Below are 16,720 nucleotides of genomic sequence, written 5' to 3' on the forward strand. Positions count from 1 at the left end.
GGACCATGCAAACTCGTGACGATATTTTCAACACCCTGCGCGATGCCTTGGTGGAACTGTTTGAACTGCCCCCGGAGCGCGTCACCCTCGACGCCAACCTGTATCAGGACCTGGAGATCGACAGCATCGATGCCGTGGACCTGATCGACCATATCAAGCGCCAGACCGGCAAGAAGATCGCCGCCGAAGAGTTCAAGGCCGTGCGCACCGTCAACGACGTGGTTGAGGCGGTGTACCGTCTGGTCCAGCCTGCCGCATGAGCCGGCTGATCGGCCTTGGCCTGTTATTGGCGGGGCTGTTGTACCCGTTTGCGGTGTATTACGGCACCGAGCACTTTGCGCCCTGGCAATTCGGCCTGCTGCTGGGCAGCCTGTGGCTGCTGCGCGCGGTCACGGGTGCGGCGCGCCCCGGCAGCCGCTGGATGGCGTTGGCGGTGATCGTGTTTTGCCTGGCCCTGGCCTGGTTCGACAACCCGCACCTGTTGCGCTGGTACCCGAGCCTGGTCAGTGCGTTCATGTTGGCGCTGTTCGGCCTGAGCCTGAAATACGGCCCGCCGATGGTGGAGCGTCTGGCGCGCATGACCGACCCGGTGCTGCCGCCGCACGCGATCGTGTATACGCGCCAGGTCACCGTGGTGTGGTGCGTGTTTTTTCTGTGTAATGGCCTGCTCGCCGCCGCCCTCACCCTATGGGCGCCGTTGAGCTGGTGGACGTTGTACAACGGCTTGATTGCCTACGGGCTGATGGGGCTGTTGTTTGCCGTGGAATGGCTGGTACGACAAAGGGTTCGAGGCCGCGTATGAATGGGTTGAATCTTGAGCACCTGTTGCTCGAGCCGCTGGAACAGCGTTTGGTGACCACCGAACCTGCGATGAATCACGCCCAGCTGTGGGAGCACTCCCTGAGCCTGGCCGCCGGGCTGCAAGCCCGTGGCATCCAGCGCCTGGCCCTGCACCTGGAAGACGCCGGCCTGCTGGCGATTGCACTGCTGGGCGCCTGGCGCGCCGGGGCCAGCGTACTGCTGCCCGCCGATCTGCAACCCCAGACCCGCCAACGCTGGGACGCGGTTGTCGACGCCTGGCTGACTGAAGCGGCAGACCTGGACGCGCTGTATCAAGCACCGTTGAGCCCGGCCGCCCTCGACCTGGACACCTGCCAACTGAGCCTGTGCACCTCCGGCTCCAGCGGCGAACCCAAGCGTATCGACAAGACCCTGCGCCAGTTGGCCAATGAGGTCCAGGCCCTGGAAGCGCTGTGGGGTTCAGACCTGAAGGACGCCTGCATCATCGGCAGTGTCGCCACCCAGCACATCTACGGTTTGCTGTTCCGCGTGCTGTGGCCGCTGTGCGCCGGGCGCAGCTTTGTGCGCCGCCAGCTGGCGTTTCCGGAAGACATGCAACGCGCCAGCCGCGAACACCCGCAATTCGCCTGGGTCGCCAGCCCGGCGCTGCTCAAGCGCATGGGCGACAACCTCGACTGGCCGGCGCTGAGCCAGGTATCGCGGGTATTTTCGTCGGGTGGTGCCCTGCCCATCGAGGCGGCCGGCAGTCTTTACGAGCGCTTGCAGCAATGGCCGACCGAGATCCTCGGCAGCTCGGAAACCGGCGGTATCGCCTGGCGCCAGGGTGCGCAACCCTGGCAGCCGTTCGCCGATGTACACCTGAGCCAGGACGCCGACGGTGCCCTGCGCATCGCCTCGCCATACTTGCCCGTCGGGCACATAGAACAAACCGCTGACGCGGCGCGCATCCATGCCGATGGTCGCTTCGAGCTGCTCGGGCGCCTGGACCGTATCGTCAAGCTGGAAGAAAAACGCATCTCCCTGCCCATGCTTGAGCAGGCGCTGATGGCCCACCCGTGGGTCGCCGAAACGCGCCTGGGGGTGGTGCAGGAAAACCGCGCCTCCCTCGGCGCGCTGGTGGTGCTCAGTGCCGACGGCCTGCACGCCTTGCGCAACCAGGGCCGACGGACTGTCACCCAGACCCTGCGCCAGCATTTGAGCCAGCATTGCGAAGCCCTGGCGCTGCCACGTCGCTGGCGGCTGCTGCGCCAGCTGCCGCTGAATGCCCAGGGCAAACTGCCCCAGGCCGATGTGGCCGCGCTGCTGCTGGCGCCCCGGCCCAAGGCGCCGGAAGTGCTGGAGCACGTCGAAGTCGATGGCGAATGGACCTTGCAACTGAGCGTGCCGCCGGACCTGGCCTATTTCAGCGGCCACTTCCCGGTCACTCCGGTATTGCCCGGCGTGGTCCAGGTGGAGTGGGCGTTCAACCTCGGCCAACAACTGCTCGATCTGCCCGCGACCTTTGCCGGCATGGAAGTGCTCAAGTTCCAGCAACTGGTGCGCCCCGGCGACCGTATCGAACTGCACCTGCGCTTTGACCAGGAACGCGGCAAGTTGTATTTCGCCTACCGCAACGGCGTCGCCGCCTGCTCCAGCGGCCGCATCCAATTGGAAGCGGCCCATGCATAAGCTTTTGTGGCGAGCGGGCTTGCCCCGCGTTGGGCTGCGTAGCGGCCCCAAAACCTGCGCCGGAGGTCTGTCTGACACGTCTCGGTTACCTTACTGGGGCCGCTCCGCGGCCCAACGCGGGGCAAGCCCGCTCACCACAACAAGCCCGCTCGCCACAGGTTATTTACCAGACGCTGAGGGACACCATGCATAACCCCTGCGCCCTGATCCCGGTCTACAACCACGAAGCCGCCGTGCCCGCCGTGGTCCACAGCCTGTTGAACAGTGGCCTGCCGTGCCTGTTGGTGGACGATGGCAGCAGCCCGGCCTGCGCAGCGGTGCTGGCGCAACTGGCGCGGCTGGACAATGTCACCCTGCTGACCCTGCCGACCAATCAGGGCAAGGGCGGCGCAGTGATGGCGGGCTTTCGCGAAGCGGCGCGCCTGGGCTTCAGCCACGCCTTGCAGGTCGATGCCGACGGCCAGCACGACCTGCGTGAAGTCGAAACGTTTATCGACGCGTCCCGCAGGCAGCCCAACGCAATCATCTGCGGCTACCCCGAATACGACGAAAGCGTGCCCAAGGGCCGTTTGTATGCGCGTTACCTGACCCATGTGTGGGTGTGGATCAACACCCTGTCACTGCAGATCCGCGACTCGATGTGCGGCTTTCGCGTGTACCCGCTGGCACCGGTGCTGGCGCTGATGGACTCGGCCTATATCGGCACGCACATGGACTTCGACTCCGACATCCTGGTGCGCCTTGCCTGGCGCAACCAGCCGATGCGCTGGCTGCCGACCCAGGTGCATTACCCCGCCGACGGCCTGTCGCACTTCCGCCTGTTCCGCGACAACGTACGCATCAGTGCCATGCACACCCGCCTGTTCTTCGGCATGTTGGTGCGTGCGCCGCTGATCCTGTGGCGACGGTGGCAGGCATGAGCGACAGCACCAAGCACTGGGCCGACCGCGAAGAACGCGGCAGCTACTGGCTGATGAAATTCACCGCCCTCGCCGCCAAGGTCCTCGGCCGCCGCCTGCTGAGCCCGGTGCTGTACGGCATCGTGCTGTACTTCTTCCTGTTCGGCCGCACCGCGCGCCAGAGCGCCTGGCAATACCAGCAGCGCCTGGCCGACTGGAGCGGGCGCGATGAACTGCGCCCCAGCCAGCGCAGAGTCTTTGCCCAGTTCATGGCCTTCGCCGATGCCCTGCTCGACAAACTCGACGTGTGGAACGGCAAGCTGCGCCTGGAACAGATCGAGATCAACGACCCGGCGAAACTGCGCGGGCAACTGCGCGCCGGGCGCGGGCAGATGCTGGTGGGCGCCCACCTGGGCAACCTCGAAGTGTGCCGCGCGCTGGCGGAAATCGGCGAACAGGTCACCATGAACGTGCTGGTGCACACCAAGCACGCCGAACGCTTCAACCGCCTGCTGGGCGAAGCCGGTGCCACCCACTTGCGCCTGATCCAGGTCAGCGAGCTGGACCCGGCCACCATGCTGCTGCTCAGCCAGCGCCTGGACGACGGCGAGTGGCTGGCGATTGCCGGCGACCGCGTGCCCTTGCATGGCGGGCGCACGGTGCGCGTGGATTTCCTCGGCCATGACGCCGCGTTCCCCCAAGGCCCGTGGCTGCTGGCGGGCCTGCTGAAGTGCCCGGTCAACCTGCTGATGTGCCTGAAACACCAGGGCCGCTATCGCCTGACCATCGAGCCCTTCGCGCAATTGATCGAATGGAAACGCAGCACCCGCGAGCAGGTCATCGCCCTGTGGACCGCGCGCTACGCCGCACGCCTGGGCCGGTTCTGCCTGGAAGCGCCCCAACAATGGTTCAACTTTTACCCTTTCTGGAAGACCGATGACGACGCATCTTGAGCCGGTAACCTTTGGCGAACGCCCCCTGCGCATCGAAGACGTGCTGGCCCTGGCCAACCGTCAGGTGCCTACCCAGCTGCAAGGCGATGCCGCGTATCGCCAGCGCATCGCCAAGGGCGCACAGTTCCTCGACTCGCTGCTGGACAAGGAAGGCGTGATCTACGGCGTGACCACCGGCTACGGTGACTCCTGCGTGGTCGCGGTGCCGTTGCAACACGTGGAGGCCCTGCCCCGTCACCTGTACACCTTCCACGGTTGCGGCCTGGGCAAGTTGCTCGACGCCCAGGCCACCCGTGCGGTGCTGGCGGCGCGCTTGCAGTCGCTGTGCCACGGTGTCTCCGGGGTGCGCGTGGAACTGCTGGAGCGCCTGCATGGGTTCCTCGAACACGACGTGCTGCCGCTGATCCCGGAAGAAGGCTCGGTGGGCGCCAGCGGTGACCTGACCCCGCTGTCCTACGTGGCCGCGACCCTGTCCGGCGAGCGTGAAGTGCTGTTCCGTGGCGAGCGTCGCCAGGCAGCCGACGTGCATCGCGAACTCGGCTGGGAGCCGCTGGTACTGCGCCCCAAGGAAGCCCTGGCACTGATGAACGGCACCGCGGTGATGACCGGCATCGCTTGCCTGGCCTTCGCCCGCGCCGATTACCTGCTGCAACTGGCCACCCGTATCACCGCGCTGAACGTGGTGGCGCTGCAAGGCAACCCGGAACACTTCGACGAGCGCCTGTTCGCCGCCAAGCCACATCCGGGGCAGATGCAAGTCGCAGCCTGGCTACGCGAGGATCTGGCGATCGACGCGCCGACCGCGCCGCTGCATCGCCTGCAGGATCGCTACTCGCTGCGCTGCGCGCCCCACGTCCTCGGCGTGCTGGCCGACAGCCTGAACTGGCTGCGTTCGTTTATCGAGATCGAGCTGAACAGCGCCAACGACAACCCGATCATCGACGCCGAAGAAGAACGCGTGCTGCATGGCGGGCACTTCTACGGCGGGCATATCGCCTTTGCCATGGACAGCCTCAAGACCCTGGTGGCCAACGTCGCCGACCTGCTTGACCGCCAGCTCGCCCTGCTGGTGGACGTGCGCTACAACCACGGCCTGCCGAGCAACCTGTCCGGCGCACCGGCGGACCGCGCGATGATCAACCACGGTTTCAAGGCGGTGCAGATCGGCACCAGCGCCTGGACCGCCGAAGCACTGAAAAACACCATGCCGGCCAGCGTGTTCTCGCGCTCCACCGAGTGCCACAACCAGGACAAGGTGAGCATGGGCACCATCGCCGCCCGCGATGCGATCCGCGTGCTGGAGCTGACCGAACAGGTCGCCGCCGCCACCCTGCTCGCCGCCAACCAGGGTGTGTGGCTGCGCGCCCAGGCCGACGACGCACGCCCGTTGCCGCCGGCGCTGGCGGCCATGCATGCAGAGCTGGCCCAGGACTTCCCGCCGGTCATCGAAGACCGTGCTCTCGAAGGCGAACTGCGCCTGTGCCTGCAACGCATCGCCGAGCAACACTGGAGGCTGCATGCGTAGCCCTGGCGTATTGCACAGCGACACCGAAATCCTGGTGCCGTTTTTTGACGTCGACACCATGCACGTCGTCTGGCACGGGCATTACGTGAAGTACCTGGAAGTCGCACGCTGCGCGCTGCTGGACAAGATCGGCCATAACTACACGGCGATGCTCGAAGCCGGCTACGCCTGGCCGGTGATCGACATGCAACTGCGCTATGTGCGCGGTGCGGTGTTCGGCCAGACGATCAACGTGCGCGCCAGCCTGGTGGAGTGGGAGAACCGCTTGAAGGTCAATTACCTGATCACCGACCTGGCCAGCGGCGAGCGCCTGACCCGCGCCAGCACTGTGCAGGTGGCGGTGGACATCGCCACTCGCGAGATGCAGCTGGCGTCCCCCAAAGTATTCACCGACGCCGTCGACAGGGCCTTGTCATGAAACTGATCACCTTCCTTGGCGCGTTGCTGCTGTCGCTTCAAGCCCAGGCCTTCGACCTGCAACAACTCAGCGACCAGTTGGCCAAACCCTCTGTGATCCACGGCAGCTTTATCCAGGAAAAACACCTGCGTGCGCTGCCGCAGCCGTTGGTCAGCAAGGGCACCTTCGTCCTGGCCAAGGACCACGGCCTGCTGTGGCTGCTGAAAACCCCGCTGCAACAGGACTACCGCATCAGCGCCCAAGGCATTGCCCGGCGTGACGCCAACGGCTGGCAACTGCTGCCGAACAAGAGCGCCGGCGCCGAACAGAACCGTCTGTTCCTCGCCGTGCTCCAGGGCGACAGCAGCGGCTTGCAGCGCGACTTCGAGCTGCAACTGCAAGGCGAAGCCCGGCAATGGAAGCTCACGCTGATCCCGCGTTCACTGCTGCTCAAGCAGGTATTCACCCAGATCAATATCGACGGCGGTGAACTGGTGCAGAAGATCGAACTGCTGGAAACCCAGGGCGACAGCACCGTGCTGCGCATGCAGGACAGCAGCGCCGGCCAGCCATTGAGCGACGCGGAGCAACACGATTTTGCCCAGTGAGCGCCTGCTGCCCCGCCTGTTCCTGATCCTGCTGGTGGCCGTGCTGGCCCTGGCCGGCTGGCAGTGGCGCGATGGTGCACCGCTGTCGGCCAACCTGATGGAGCTGGTGCCGGGCAGTACGCCGGACGCCCTGGAACTGCAAGCCGAACAGCGCATGCAGGAGCCGCTCAACCGCGAAATGCTGGTGTTGGTGGGGCACGCCGATCGCCAGCAAGCGGTGGCCGTCGCCCAGCAATTGGGCGAGCGCTGGCAGGCCAGCGGCTTGTTCGAGAAGGTCCAATGGAACCTGCAAGCCGACCTGCCGGCACTGCGTGAACAGTTGCTGCGCGGGCGGCTGGCGATGCTCTCGACCAAGGACCGCGAACAACTGATCGACCACCCGGACGCGTTCATCCAGCAACGGGTGCAGTCGCTGTTCGACCCCTTCACCGGCTTCAGCCTAGTGCCGAGCCAGGACGACTGGCTGGGCCTGACCGGGCGCATCCAGAACAGCCAGCCGCAACGCGGCTCGGTGCAACTGGACATCGGCAGCGGCGCCTTGATCGCCGATGCCGACGGCAAGAGCTGGGTGCTGCTGCGGGCGCGCACCACCGGCAATGCCTTCGACATGAAACTGCCGCTGCAGGTGGCGGATCTGCTCCAGGCCAGCCGCACGCAGGCCGGCGAACACGGCGCGCAATTGCTCGCCGCCAGCGGTTTGCTTTACGCCGCCAATGGCCAGCAGCAGGCCACGCGGGAAATCACCTGGGTCGGCGGCGGCGCCACCGTCGGCATTCTGCTGCTGCTGTTGCTGGCGTTCCGCCGCTGGCGAGTGCTGCTGGCGTTTGTACCGGTGCTGGTGGGCATGCTGTTTGGTGCCGTCGCTTGCGTGGCGCTGTTCGGCCATATGCATGTGATGACCCTGGTGCTCGGCTCCAGCCTGATCGGCGTCGCGGTGGATTACCCGCTGCACTACCTGTCGAAAAGCTGGAGCATGAACCCCTGGCGCAGTTGGCCGGCATTGCGCCTGACGCTGCCAGGGCTGAGCCTGAGCCTGGCCACCAGCTGCATCGGCTACCTGGCGCTGGCCTGGACGCCCTTCCCGGCCTTGACGCAAATCGCGGTGTTCTCCGCCGCGGGCCTGGTCGGCGCCTACCTGTCAGCGGTGTGCCTGCTGCCGGCACTGCTCAAGGGTGTCGAACTGCGCCCGGCCCAATGGCCGCTGCGCGTCGCCGAATGCCTGTGGCGGGTGCGGGCCACCTTGCTCAAGCGTGTGCCCAGTCCGGTGCTGCTGGTGTGGGTGCTGCTGTTCTGCGCCGGCGGCCTTTGGCAGCTGGACAGCAAAAACGATATTCGCCAGTGGATCGGTGCGCCGCCGCAACTGCTGCAAGAGGCACAGGCCGTGGCGCGCATTACCGGTTTCCAGCCCACCAGCCAGTTTTTCCTGATACGGGCCGACAACCAGCCGCAGTTGCTGGAGCGGCAAGCCGCCCTGGGCCAACGCCTGGACCAACTGGTGAATATGGACAAGCTCCAGGGTTACCTGGCGCTCAACCAACTGGTCAGCCTGCCCGCCGAACAGCAGCAACTGCGCGATGCCCTGAGCACACTTCCACAGCATTGGCAGCCGCTGCTGGACCTCGGCGTGCCCGCCGGCGCCCTGCACGCCGAAGTCGCGCAACTGCAAGCGCTGCCCACCGAAGACATCGACGCTGCGCTGGTGGGCCCCTTGGCCGAACCCTGGCGCACGCTGTGGCTGGGCCCGGTGGACGGCGGCGTGGCGGCCATGGTCAGCCTGCAGGGCTTGAACAACCCGGCGCTGCTGCGGGTGCAGGCCGTGGACCTGCCCGGCGTGCAGTTGGTGGATCGTCTCGGGGATTTGAACCGTGTATTCGCCGACACGCAGATCAGCGCCGCCGAATTGAAGTTGATGTCGTGCGTGCTGATCGTGCTGTTACTGATCCTGCCGTTCGGTTTCGGCGGGGCCTTGCGCATCGTCGCCCTGCCGTTGCTGGCTGCACTGTGCAGCCTGGCCAGCCTGGGTTGGCTGGGCCAGCCGCTGACCCTGTTCAGCCTGTTCGGGTTGCTGCTGGTCACGGCCATCAGTGTCGACTATGCGATTTTGATGCGCGAACAGATCGGCGGCCCCGCTGTCAGCCTTTTAGGGACGCTGCTGGCAGCGCTGACGACCTGGTTGTCGTTCGGCCTGCTGGCGGTGTCCAGTACCCCGGCAGTGAGTAATTTCGGCCTGTCGGTCAGCCTGGGCCTGGCATTCAGCTTTATGCTGGCCCCCTGGGCCGGCCAACGGAAACACGCCTCATGAATGTAGTTATCGCCAAAGCGGCAAGGAGCCCTCGTGCCCATAGTTGAAATGGAACGTCGCCAGGTGGTGGTGATTGGTGCCGGGCCATCCGGCGCGATTGCCGCCGCACTGCTCAAACGCAAAGGGCATGATGTATTGATCATCGAGCGCCAGCATTTCCCGCGCTTCTCGATCGGAGAAAGCCTGCTGTCGCACTGCATCGATTTCATCGAAGAGGCCGGCATGCTCGACGCCGTGCAAGCGGCGGGATTCCAGGTAAAAACCGGTGCCGCGTTTGCCTGGGGCGAGCGTTACAGCGCGTTCGATTTCGGTGACACCTTCAGCAACGGCAAGCCCACTACCTTCCAGGTGCAGCGCGGCGAGTTCGACAAGTTGCTGGCCGATCAGGCCGCCCAGCAAGGCGTCGACATCCGCTACGGCGAAACCATCGTCGGCGTGGATTTCTCCGGTGAGTGCCGCTACCTGCATGTGCGCCGCGAGAACGGCAGCGAGTACCACATCAAGGCCAAGTTCGTGCTCGATGCCAGCGGCTACGGCCGCGTGCTGCCGCGCCTGCTCGACCTGGAGGCGCCGTCGAATTTCCCGCTGCGCCAGGCGGTGTTCACCCACGTTGAAGACCGCATCGAACACCCAGGCTTCGACCGCACCAAGATCCTGGTCACCACGCACCCTACGAAGCGCGATATCTGGTTCTGGACCATCCCGTTCAGCAACGGTCGCTGCTCGGTGGGCGTGGTCGCGGCCAAGGCGCATTTCGACGCGCGCGACGCGGACCTCGACGCCTGCCTGCGCGGTTTTATCGACGAAACCCCGAGTTTGTCCGGCGTGCTGGACAACGCCGTATGGGATACGCCGGCGCGCACCATCGGCGGCTACTCGGCCAACGTCAAAACCCTGCACGGCCCCGGCTTTGCGCTGCTGGGCAATGCGGCGGAATTCCTCGACCCGGTGTTCTCCTCCGGTGTGACCATCGCCATGCGCTCGGCGAGCATGGCCGCCGGCGTGCTGCATCGTCAGCTCAAAGGCGAGACCGTGGACTGGCAAACCGAGTTTGCCGAGCCGCTCAAGCGCGGTGTCGACACCTTCCGCTGCTATGTCGAAGGCTGGTATGCAGGCACCTTCCAGGATGTGATTTTCCACCCCGGCAGCTCACCGGACATTCGCCGGATGATCAGTTCGATCCTCGCAGGTTACGCGTGGGACGAACGCAACCCGTTTGTCAGCGAGCCCAAGCGACGTTTGCGGATGTTGTCGGAAATTTGTGCGAGTGAACCGGTATGACGTCTCAATACCTGAGTAAAAACTACGTCGAAGAAACCCGCTTCGGCTTCTGGTTCCTGCGCAGCCATACCTGGCAGCACCATGTATTGCGCGTGGCAATCAACGACCTGCGCAGCCTGTTCACCGACCCGTTGCCCGAGGCGCCGGTGCTGCTGGACGCCGGTTGCGGCCAGGGCAAGTCATTCCAGTACTTGCAACAGGTGTTTGCCCCCGCGCGCCTGATCGGCCTGGATGCCGACCCCCACAGCCTGGAGCTGAGCAAGGCCGAAGCCGCGCGCCAGGGCCTGGCCATCGAATTGATCGGCAGTGACTGCGCCACCCTCGATGTGCCGGACGCCAGCGTCGACATCCTGTTCTGCCACCAGACCTTCCATCACCTGGTTGAACAGCATCGCGCACTCAAGGAGTTCTACCGGGTGCTCAAGCCGGGCGGTTACTTGCTGTTTGCCGAATCCACCGAAGCCTATATCGACACCTGGGTCATTCGCTGGTTGTTCCGCCATCCCATGCATGTGCAGAAAAGCGCCGAAGAGTACCTGCAGATGCTCCGCGAGCAGGGCTTTGAGTTCGGCCCGCAGAACGTTTCGTACCCCTACCTGTGGTGGAGCCGTTCCCGCGACTTCGGCCTGCTGGAGCGATGGGGCCTGCGTACCCCGCCGCCGGTGGGCCAGCGTGAGGAAACCCTGGTCAACTGCGTGGCGCGCAAACCCCTGGCGAGCGCCGCACCATGATGCGCAGCCTGTTGATCGGTTGCCTGTTGCTGCTGAGCGCCTGCGCCAACCAGGCGCCGCTGCCTGAAAAAACCCCGGCCCTGGCCTTGCCGCTACAGCTGCATGTGCAGCGCCTGGCGGACGGCCAGAGCCAGGACTGGCTGCTGGTGATCCAACGCGAAGGCGGCGCAATCCGCTGGTCGATGATGGACCCCCTGGGCATTCCCCAGGCCCGGCAGAAACTGATCGATGGCCAGTGGCAGGCCGACGGTCTGTTGCCGCCCAATCCCCAGGCGCGCGAGCTGTTTGCCGCACTGTTGTTTGCCTTGGCCTCGGCCGATGACGTACGCGCGCTCTACCCCGGCGCCCAGGCGATGGACCTCACGCGGACCCTGCCGGGCCATTGGCAGATCGTCTACCAATCGTCAGAAGTCTTCAGTGTGAACATGAGCGACCAGCCCTTGAGCTACCGCATCACGCCACTCGGTGCCGCCCGATGAGCGCCTACCTCAATGCCCTCGGCGTGATTTGCGCCCTCGGCCGTGGCCAGGCCGCCGTCAGTCGCAGCCTGTTTGCCGGCGACTGCTCGGGGATGCGTGCCGAAAGCGGCTGGGTGCCGGAGCGCACGCTGCCGGTAGGCAGTGTGCACGGCGAGCTGGCGACCATTCCGACAGAGCTCGGCCAGCAAAGCAGCCGCAATAACCAACTGCTGCTGGAGGCGGCGCTGCAGATCGAGGGCGAGATTCGCCAGGCGATCCACCGCTATGGCGCCTCGCGGGTCGGGGTGGTGCTCGGCACCAGCACCTCCGGCATCGACGAAGCCAGCCGTGGAATCGCCCAGTACCTGCGCGATCAGCACTTCCCCAGCGACTACGACTACCAGCAACAGGAACTCAGCGCCCCGGCGAATTTTCTCGCCGACTGGCTGCAACTGAGCGGCCCGGCCTATGTGATTTCCACCGCCTGCACCTCCAGCGCCCGGGCCTTGATGAGCGCACAACGCCTGCTCGACCTGGGAGTGTGCGACGCGGTGCTCTGCGGCGGCGTCGACAGCCTGTGCAAGCTGACCCTCAATGGGTTCGGCGCGTTGGAAGCCGTGTCCAATGAACGCTGCAACCCGTTTTCGGTGAACCGCAACGGCATCAATATCGGCGAAGCGGCGGTGCTGTTCCTGATGACTAAAGCGCCTGCGGCGATCGCCCTGCTGGGCAGCGGTGCGAGTTGCGATGCGCACCATATCTCCGCGCCGGAACCCACCGGCAAAGGCGCGTTGCAGGCGATGCGCAAGGCCCTGGCCAGTGCGAACGTGCAGCCCGGGCAGATCGGCTACCTGAACCTGCACGGCACCGCCACCCAACACAACGACGCCATGGAAAGCCTGGCCGTCGCCAGCCTGTTCCCCGACGGCGTGGTCTGCTCGTCGACCAAACCCATGAGCGGCCACACCCTGGGCGCGGCCGGCGCGCTGGAAGCCGCGTTCTGCTGGCTGAGCCTGGCCCATGGCCGGGTGCCGCCCCATGTGTGGGACGGCCAGGCCGACCCCGCGCTGCCCGCCCTGCAATGGGCGCAGGCGGGGGACACCTTGGAAAAACGCTGCCTGATGAGCAACTCGTTTGCCTTCGGCGGCAACAATGTCAGCCTGATAATCGGAGAGGCCCCATGACCGATTGGCCACTCGCCGAACTGCTGCCCCACGCCGGCGACATGATCCTGATCGACCAGGTGCTGTCGTTCGATGAAGAGCAGATTCACACCCGCCTCACCGTCAAGCCCGGCGGCCTGTTCAACCGCCCTGACGGCAGCCTGCCGGCCTGGGTCGGCATCGAGTTGATGGCGCAGAGCGTCGCCGCCTACGCCGGCTGCCGCGCCCGTCAAAAGGGTGAAGCGGTGGAACTGGGCTTCCTGCTCGGCACACGCAAGTTCGAGTGCAACGTGGAACACTTCCCGGCCGGCGCCGAGTTGAACATCCACGGCCTGCGTTCCCTGGAAGACGACAACGGCATGGGTGTGTTCGAATGCCACCTCACCGGTAGCGGTATCCAGGCCAGTGCGCGCCTGAATGTATTTCGACCGCCCCAGGCGGCCAACTATTTAGATGAATCGAAGGACGAAACGCCATGACTGAACCCGTACTGGTCACCGGCTCCAGCCGTGGCATCGGCCGCGCCATTGCCCTGCGCCTGGCCCAGGCCGGGCATGACATCGTGCTGCATTGCCGCAGCGGTCACGCCGAAGCCTGCGCGGTACAGGTCGAGATCGAGGCCTTGGGCCGCCAGGCGCGGGTGCTGCAATTCGATGTGGCGGACCGCGCCGCGTGCAAGCAGATCCTTGAAGCCGATGTTGAGCAACACGGTGCTTATTACGGCGTGGTGCTCAACGCCGGCCTGACCCGCGACGGTGCCTTCCCGGCCCTGTCGGAAGACGATTGGGACGTGGTGATGCGCACCAACCTGGATGGTTTCTACAACGTGCTGCACCCGGTGATGATGCCGATGATTCGTCGTCGCGCAGCCGGGCGTATCGTGTGCATCACCTCGGTCTCCGGGTTGATCGGCAACCGTGGCCAGGTCAACTACAGCGCCTCCAAGGCCGGCCTGATCGGTGCGGCCAAGGCCCTCGCCATCGAACTGGGCAAGCGCAGGATCACCGTCAACTGCGTCGCCCCCGGTTTGATCGACACCGCCATGCTGGATGAAAACGTACCGGTGGAAGAACTGATGAAGATGATCCCGGCGCAACGCATGGGCACCCCGGAAGAAGTCGCCGGTGCGGTGAATTTCCTGATGTCGGCCGAAGCCGGCTATATCACGCGCCAGGTCCTGGCCGTGAATGGAGGCCTGTGCTGATGAAACGCGTCGTCGTCACCGGCATGGCCGGCGTGACCTCCCTGGGCAGCGACTGGGACACCATCGCCGCCAACTTCCGCGCCAACCGCAGCGGCATCCGACGCATGGACGAGTGGGAGCGTTTTACCGAGTTGAACACGCGCTTGGCCGGGCCGGTCGATGATTTCGTCGTGCCCGCCCATTGGACGCGCAAGCAGCTGCGCAGCATGGGCCGCGTCTCGCGCCTGGCGGTGTGGGCGGCGGAGCAGGCGTTGCAGGACGCGGGCTTGCTCGGTGACGAGTCGATCAAGGACGGGCGCATGGGCGTGGCCTGTGGCTCGTCCACCGGCAGTACCGATGAGATCAAGGCCTTCGGCAATATGTTGCTGAACTCGGTGGCCGAGGGGCTGAACGCCAACTCCTACGTGCGCATGATGCCCCACACCACAGCGGCGAATATCAGCATCTTCTTTGGCCTCACCGGGCGGCTGATCCCCACGTCCAGCGCGTGTACCAGCGGCAGCCAGGGCATCGGCTATGCCTATGAAGCGATCAAGTTCGGCCGCCTGCCGTTGATGCTCGCCGGCGGCGCCGAGGAGCTGTGCCCCACCGAAGCCATGGTGTTCGACGCGCTGTATGCCACCAGCCTGAAGAACGATGCGCCGCAGACCAGTCCACGTCCCTACGACAGCGGCCGCGATGGCTTGGTGATCGGCGAAGGCGGCGGCATGCTGGTGCTCGAAGAGCTGGAACACGCACTGGCGCGGGGGGCGCATATCCATGCCGAGATCGTCGGTTTCGGCAGCAATGCCGACGGCCAGCACACCACGCGCCCGGAACAGAAAACCATGCGCCGCGCCATGGAGCTGGCCCTGGAAGATGCGGGCCTGGAGCCGGCCGCCATCGGCTACGTCAACGGCCACGGCACCGCCACCGACCAGGGCGATATCGCCGAGACCCAGGCTACCAGCAGCCTGTTCGGCAGCCGCATGCCCATCAGCTCGCAGAAAAGCTTCCTCGGCCACACCTTGGGCGCCTGCGGTGCGCTGGAATCGTGGTTCAGCATCGAGATGATGAACCGCGACCAATACGTGCACACCTTCAACCTGGACTCCGTCGACCCGCAATGCGGCGAGCTGGATTACCTGCAGGGTGAATTCCGCGAGATGCACCACGACTACGTGATGAACAACAACTTTGCCTTTGGCGGCGTCAATACTTCGTTGATCTTCCGCCGCTGGTCCTGACTTTTTAATCGATTGGAGAATACGGAATGTCTTCCTTGCTACGCGTCACCCTGATCACCCTGGCTCTGCTGGTCACCGCCGGCTGCACCAGCAAGCCGGTCCTCAACACCCAGCACGACCTGCCGGCCGACGCCCAGGTCAGCGAAGAAAAGATGAAAAAGGTGATCGTCAACGCCCTGCAAAAACGCGATTGGACAGTGCAACGCCTGAGCCCGCAACTGGTACAGGCCGAAATCATCGTGCGCAACCAGTACTACGCGGCCATCGACATCCGCTACACCCGCAACAGCTACGCCATCACCTACCGCGACAGCCGCCAACTGGGCTACAAGGACGGCAAGATCCATCGCAACTACAACCGTTGGGTGAACAACCTGGACAGCGACATCATGGCGGGACTGCGCAGCAATGGCGTGAGTGGTGAGGCAGGGTCGGCAGCGCAGTTGTTTGAGCAGACGGGAACGTCGAAGTAAAACCAAGGCCGGGCACATCCTCTGTGGCGAGCGGGCTTGCCACAGAGAGCCCGTTGGCGGTGAGTTATTGCACCGCCTTGCGCGTCAACAACTCCACAAACGCCTGCGCCATCGGCGTTTGTGCGCCTTTGCGCTGCACCAGCCATACCGCCGTCACCGCCTCCTGATCCAACAAGGTGCGATAGACCACGCCATCGATGCGTATCCGTTGGTACGACGCCGGCAGCACCGACACGCCCAAGCCCGCCGCCACCAACCCGATGATGGTCATCGCCTCCCCCGCTTCCTGGGCGAAGTGCGGGCTGAAGCCGGCATCACGGGCCAGGTTGAGCAGTTGGGCGTACAGGCCACTGCCGTAGGTGCGAGGGAAAAATACAAAGGGTTCCTCCGCCAGTTGCGCAAGGTGCAGGCCACGCTCACTGCCCTCCACTAAGGGGTGGTCAGCGTTTAATACGGCAACCAGCGGTTCGCGCATCAGCTCAATCACACTCAATGAGTCCGGCAACGGCAGCGGACGCATCAGCCCAACCTGGATCGACTCATCCACCAGCGATTCGGCCACTTCGGTGCTGCTCATTTCCTGCAGGTTCAGGTGCACCGCCGGGAAGGCTTGGCGAAACGCGAAGATCGCCTGCGGGATGCTGGAGTTGAACGGCGCCGACGAGGTGAAGCCGATCTTCAACTCGCCCAGCTCCCCCAACTGCGCACGGCGGGCCACGTCCGCCGCCTTGTCGACCTGGGCCAGCACCAACCGCGCCTCGTGCAGGAACAAGCGCCCGGCCTCGCTCAGTTCGACCCGACGATTGGTACGCTCAAACAAGCGCGCGCCCACCTCCTGCTCCAGTGCCTGGATCTGCTGGCTCAATGGCGGTTGCGAGATGCCCAGCACCTGCGCGGCACGGCCAAAGTGCAGTTCTTCGGCAACGGCAATGAAGTACCGCAGGTGACGTAGTTCCATGCCAGCCTCATTAGGTCGTAAAAGCTATCAAACGGGTCGAACAATATATTGGAAAGAATCATTAGCCAGCTAT

General features: G+C 64.9%; 18 protein-coding genes. 17 read left to right on the forward strand and 1 reads right to left on the reverse strand.

The genetic code is table 11. From position 1 onward, the window contains the following. Window positions 1-5 precede the first annotated feature (5 nt). The 17 genes from C8K58_RS09635 (at window position 6) to C8K58_RS09715 (ending at window position 15,689) form a co-directional block, all read left to right on the forward strand. Window positions 6-260, forward strand: coding sequence for an acyl carrier protein (locus C8K58_RS09635; RefSeq protein WP_003187949.1), 255 nt, complete (start codon window positions 6-8; stop codon window positions 258-260). Then, window positions 257-802, forward strand: a complete 546-nt coding sequence (locus tag C8K58_RS09640; RefSeq protein WP_065925689.1) for a hypothetical protein — start codon at window positions 257-259, stop codon at window positions 800-802. The genes C8K58_RS09635 and C8K58_RS09640 overlap by 4 nt, the downstream gene beginning before the upstream one ends. Then, window positions 799-2,469 carry an acyl-CoA synthetase family protein gene (locus tag C8K58_RS09645; protein ID WP_108573652.1) on the forward strand — a complete coding sequence of 557 codons (1,671 nt, stop codon included), beginning with the start codon at window positions 799-801 and terminating at the stop codon, window positions 2,467-2,469. The genes C8K58_RS09640 and C8K58_RS09645 overlap by 4 nt, the downstream gene beginning before the upstream one ends. Before the next feature lie 185 nt (window positions 2,470-2,654). Continuing rightward, the gene (locus tag C8K58_RS09650) at window positions 2,655-3,389 is read left to right on the forward strand and encodes a glycosyltransferase family 2 protein (RefSeq protein ID WP_065925691.1); all 735 of its coding nucleotides are present in this window, start codon (window positions 2,655-2,657) and stop codon (window positions 3,387-3,389) included. After that, window positions 3,386-4,321 carry a glycosyl transferase gene (locus tag C8K58_RS09655; RefSeq protein WP_027604982.1) on the forward strand — a complete coding sequence of 312 codons (936 nt, stop codon included), beginning with the start codon at window positions 3,386-3,388 and terminating at the stop codon, window positions 4,319-4,321. The genes C8K58_RS09650 and C8K58_RS09655 overlap by 4 nt, the downstream gene beginning before the upstream one ends. Beyond that, entirely contained in the window at window positions 4,305-5,846 is a 1,542-nt protein-coding gene (hutH, locus tag C8K58_RS09660) for a histidine ammonia-lyase (RefSeq protein ID WP_027604983.1), read from the forward strand. Before C8K58_RS09655 ends, hutH begins: the two co-directional genes overlap by 17 nt. Continuing rightward, window positions 5,839-6,264: a thioesterase family protein gene (locus tag C8K58_RS09665; protein ID WP_027604984.1), complete on the forward strand. Its 426-nt coding sequence runs from the start codon at window positions 5,839-5,841 to the stop codon at window positions 6,262-6,264. Before hutH ends, C8K58_RS09665 begins: the two co-directional genes overlap by 8 nt. Continuing rightward, a complete protein-coding gene (locus C8K58_RS09670) occupies window positions 6,261-6,851 on the forward strand; it encodes an outer membrane lipoprotein carrier protein LolA (protein WP_027604985.1) in 591 nt (196 codons plus the stop codon). Before C8K58_RS09665 ends, C8K58_RS09670 begins: the two co-directional genes overlap by 4 nt. After that, entirely contained in the window at window positions 6,841-9,153 is a 2,313-nt protein-coding gene (locus C8K58_RS09675) for an MMPL family transporter (RefSeq protein WP_027604986.1), read from the forward strand. The genes C8K58_RS09670 and C8K58_RS09675 overlap by 11 nt, the downstream gene beginning before the upstream one ends. Window positions 9,154-9,186: 33 nt before the next feature. Beyond that, window positions 9,187-10,434, forward strand: coding sequence for an NAD(P)/FAD-dependent oxidoreductase (locus tag C8K58_RS09680; protein WP_098480506.1), 1,248 nt, complete (start codon window positions 9,187-9,189; stop codon window positions 10,432-10,434). After that, window positions 10,431-11,165, forward strand: a complete 735-nt coding sequence (locus C8K58_RS09685) for a class I SAM-dependent methyltransferase (protein ID WP_108573653.1) — start codon at window positions 10,431-10,433, stop codon at window positions 11,163-11,165. Before C8K58_RS09680 ends, C8K58_RS09685 begins: the two co-directional genes overlap by 4 nt. Further along, a complete protein-coding gene (locus C8K58_RS09690) occupies window positions 11,162-11,644 on the forward strand; it encodes a hypothetical protein (protein ID WP_108573654.1) in 483 nt (160 codons plus the stop codon). The genes C8K58_RS09685 and C8K58_RS09690 overlap by 4 nt, the downstream gene beginning before the upstream one ends. Continuing rightward, entirely contained in the window at window positions 11,641-12,807 is a 1,167-nt protein-coding gene (locus tag C8K58_RS09695) for a beta-ketoacyl-[acyl-carrier-protein] synthase family protein (protein WP_108573655.1), read from the forward strand. Before C8K58_RS09690 ends, C8K58_RS09695 begins: the two co-directional genes overlap by 4 nt. Beyond that, entirely contained in the window at window positions 12,804-13,265 is a 462-nt protein-coding gene (locus C8K58_RS09700; RefSeq protein ID WP_065940800.1) for a hotdog family protein, read from the forward strand. The genes C8K58_RS09695 and C8K58_RS09700 overlap by 4 nt, the downstream gene beginning before the upstream one ends. After that, window positions 13,262-13,990, forward strand: a complete 729-nt coding sequence (fabG, locus tag C8K58_RS09705) for a 3-oxoacyl-ACP reductase FabG (protein ID WP_027604992.1) — start codon at window positions 13,262-13,264, stop codon at window positions 13,988-13,990. Before C8K58_RS09700 ends, fabG begins: the two co-directional genes overlap by 4 nt. Continuing rightward, complete coding sequence (locus C8K58_RS09710; RefSeq protein ID WP_027604993.1) at window positions 13,990-15,216, forward strand: beta-ketoacyl-ACP synthase; 1,227 nt, start codon at window positions 13,990-13,992, stop codon at window positions 15,214-15,216. Before fabG ends, C8K58_RS09710 begins: the two co-directional genes overlap by 1 nt. A gap of 26 nt (window positions 15,217-15,242) precedes the next feature. Further along, window positions 15,243-15,689, forward strand: coding sequence for a hypothetical protein (locus tag C8K58_RS09715; RefSeq protein ID WP_065946649.1), 447 nt, complete (start codon window positions 15,243-15,245; stop codon window positions 15,687-15,689). A 64-nt stretch (window positions 15,690-15,753) separates the two neighbouring features. Here the strand turns inward: C8K58_RS09715 and C8K58_RS09720 are convergent, their stop codons facing one another. After that, the gene (locus tag C8K58_RS09720; protein WP_108573656.1) at window positions 15,754-16,647 is read right to left on the reverse strand and encodes a LysR family transcriptional regulator; all 894 of its coding nucleotides are present in this window, start codon (window positions 16,645-16,647) and stop codon (window positions 15,754-15,756) included. Window positions 16,648-16,720 lie beyond the last annotated feature (73 nt).

Origin of the sequence: Pseudomonas sp. GV047 (genome assembly GCF_003058245.1) — a bacterium.
In the GTDB taxonomy this organism is placed as follows: domain Bacteria; phylum Pseudomonadota; class Gammaproteobacteria; order Pseudomonadales; family Pseudomonadaceae; genus Aquipseudomonas; species Aquipseudomonas marginalis.

Excerpts from the sequence above, each read along its gene's own strand:
- C8K58_RS09685 (WP_108573653.1), top strand. The coding sequence starts at position 10,431 with ATGACGTCTCAATACCTGAGTAAAAACTACGTCGAAGAAACCCGCTTC.
- C8K58_RS09665 (WP_027604984.1), top strand. The coding sequence starts at position 5,839 with ATGCGTAGCCCTGGCGTATTGCACAGCGACACCGAAATCCTGGTGCCG.
- fabG (WP_027604992.1), top strand. The coding sequence starts at position 13,262 with ATGACTGAACCCGTACTGGTCACCGGCTCCAGCCGTGGCATCGGCCGC.
- C8K58_RS09640 (WP_065925689.1), top strand. The coding sequence starts at position 257 with ATGAGCCGGCTGATCGGCCTTGGCCTGTTATTGGCGGGGCTGTTGTAC.
- C8K58_RS09635 (WP_003187949.1), top strand. The coding sequence starts at position 6 with ATGCAAACTCGTGACGATATTTTCAACACCCTGCGCGATGCCTTGGTG.
- C8K58_RS09690 (WP_108573654.1), top strand. The coding sequence starts at position 11,162 with ATGATGCGCAGCCTGTTGATCGGTTGCCTGTTGCTGCTGAGCGCCTGC.
- C8K58_RS09710 (WP_027604993.1), top strand. The coding sequence starts at position 13,990 with ATGAAACGCGTCGTCGTCACCGGCATGGCCGGCGTGACCTCCCTGGGC.
- C8K58_RS09670 (WP_027604985.1), top strand. The coding sequence starts at position 6,261 with ATGAAACTGATCACCTTCCTTGGCGCGTTGCTGCTGTCGCTTCAAGCC.
- C8K58_RS09700 (WP_065940800.1), top strand. The coding sequence starts at position 12,804 with ATGACCGATTGGCCACTCGCCGAACTGCTGCCCCACGCCGGCGACATG.
- C8K58_RS09650 (WP_065925691.1), top strand. The coding sequence starts at position 2,655 with ATGCATAACCCCTGCGCCCTGATCCCGGTCTACAACCACGAAGCCGCC.
- C8K58_RS09645 (WP_108573652.1), top strand. The coding sequence starts at position 799 with ATGAATGGGTTGAATCTTGAGCACCTGTTGCTCGAGCCGCTGGAACAG.
- C8K58_RS09655 (WP_027604982.1), top strand. The coding sequence starts at position 3,386 with ATGAGCGACAGCACCAAGCACTGGGCCGACCGCGAAGAACGCGGCAGC.
- hutH (WP_027604983.1), top strand. The coding sequence starts at position 4,305 with ATGACGACGCATCTTGAGCCGGTAACCTTTGGCGAACGCCCCCTGCGC.
- C8K58_RS09720 (WP_108573656.1), bottom strand. The coding sequence starts at position 16,647 with ATGGAACTACGTCACCTGCGGTACTTCATTGCCGTTGCCGAAGAACTG.
- C8K58_RS09695 (WP_108573655.1), top strand. The coding sequence starts at position 11,641 with ATGAGCGCCTACCTCAATGCCCTCGGCGTGATTTGCGCCCTCGGCCGT.
- C8K58_RS09715 (WP_065946649.1), top strand. The coding sequence starts at position 15,243 with ATGTCTTCCTTGCTACGCGTCACCCTGATCACCCTGGCTCTGCTGGTC.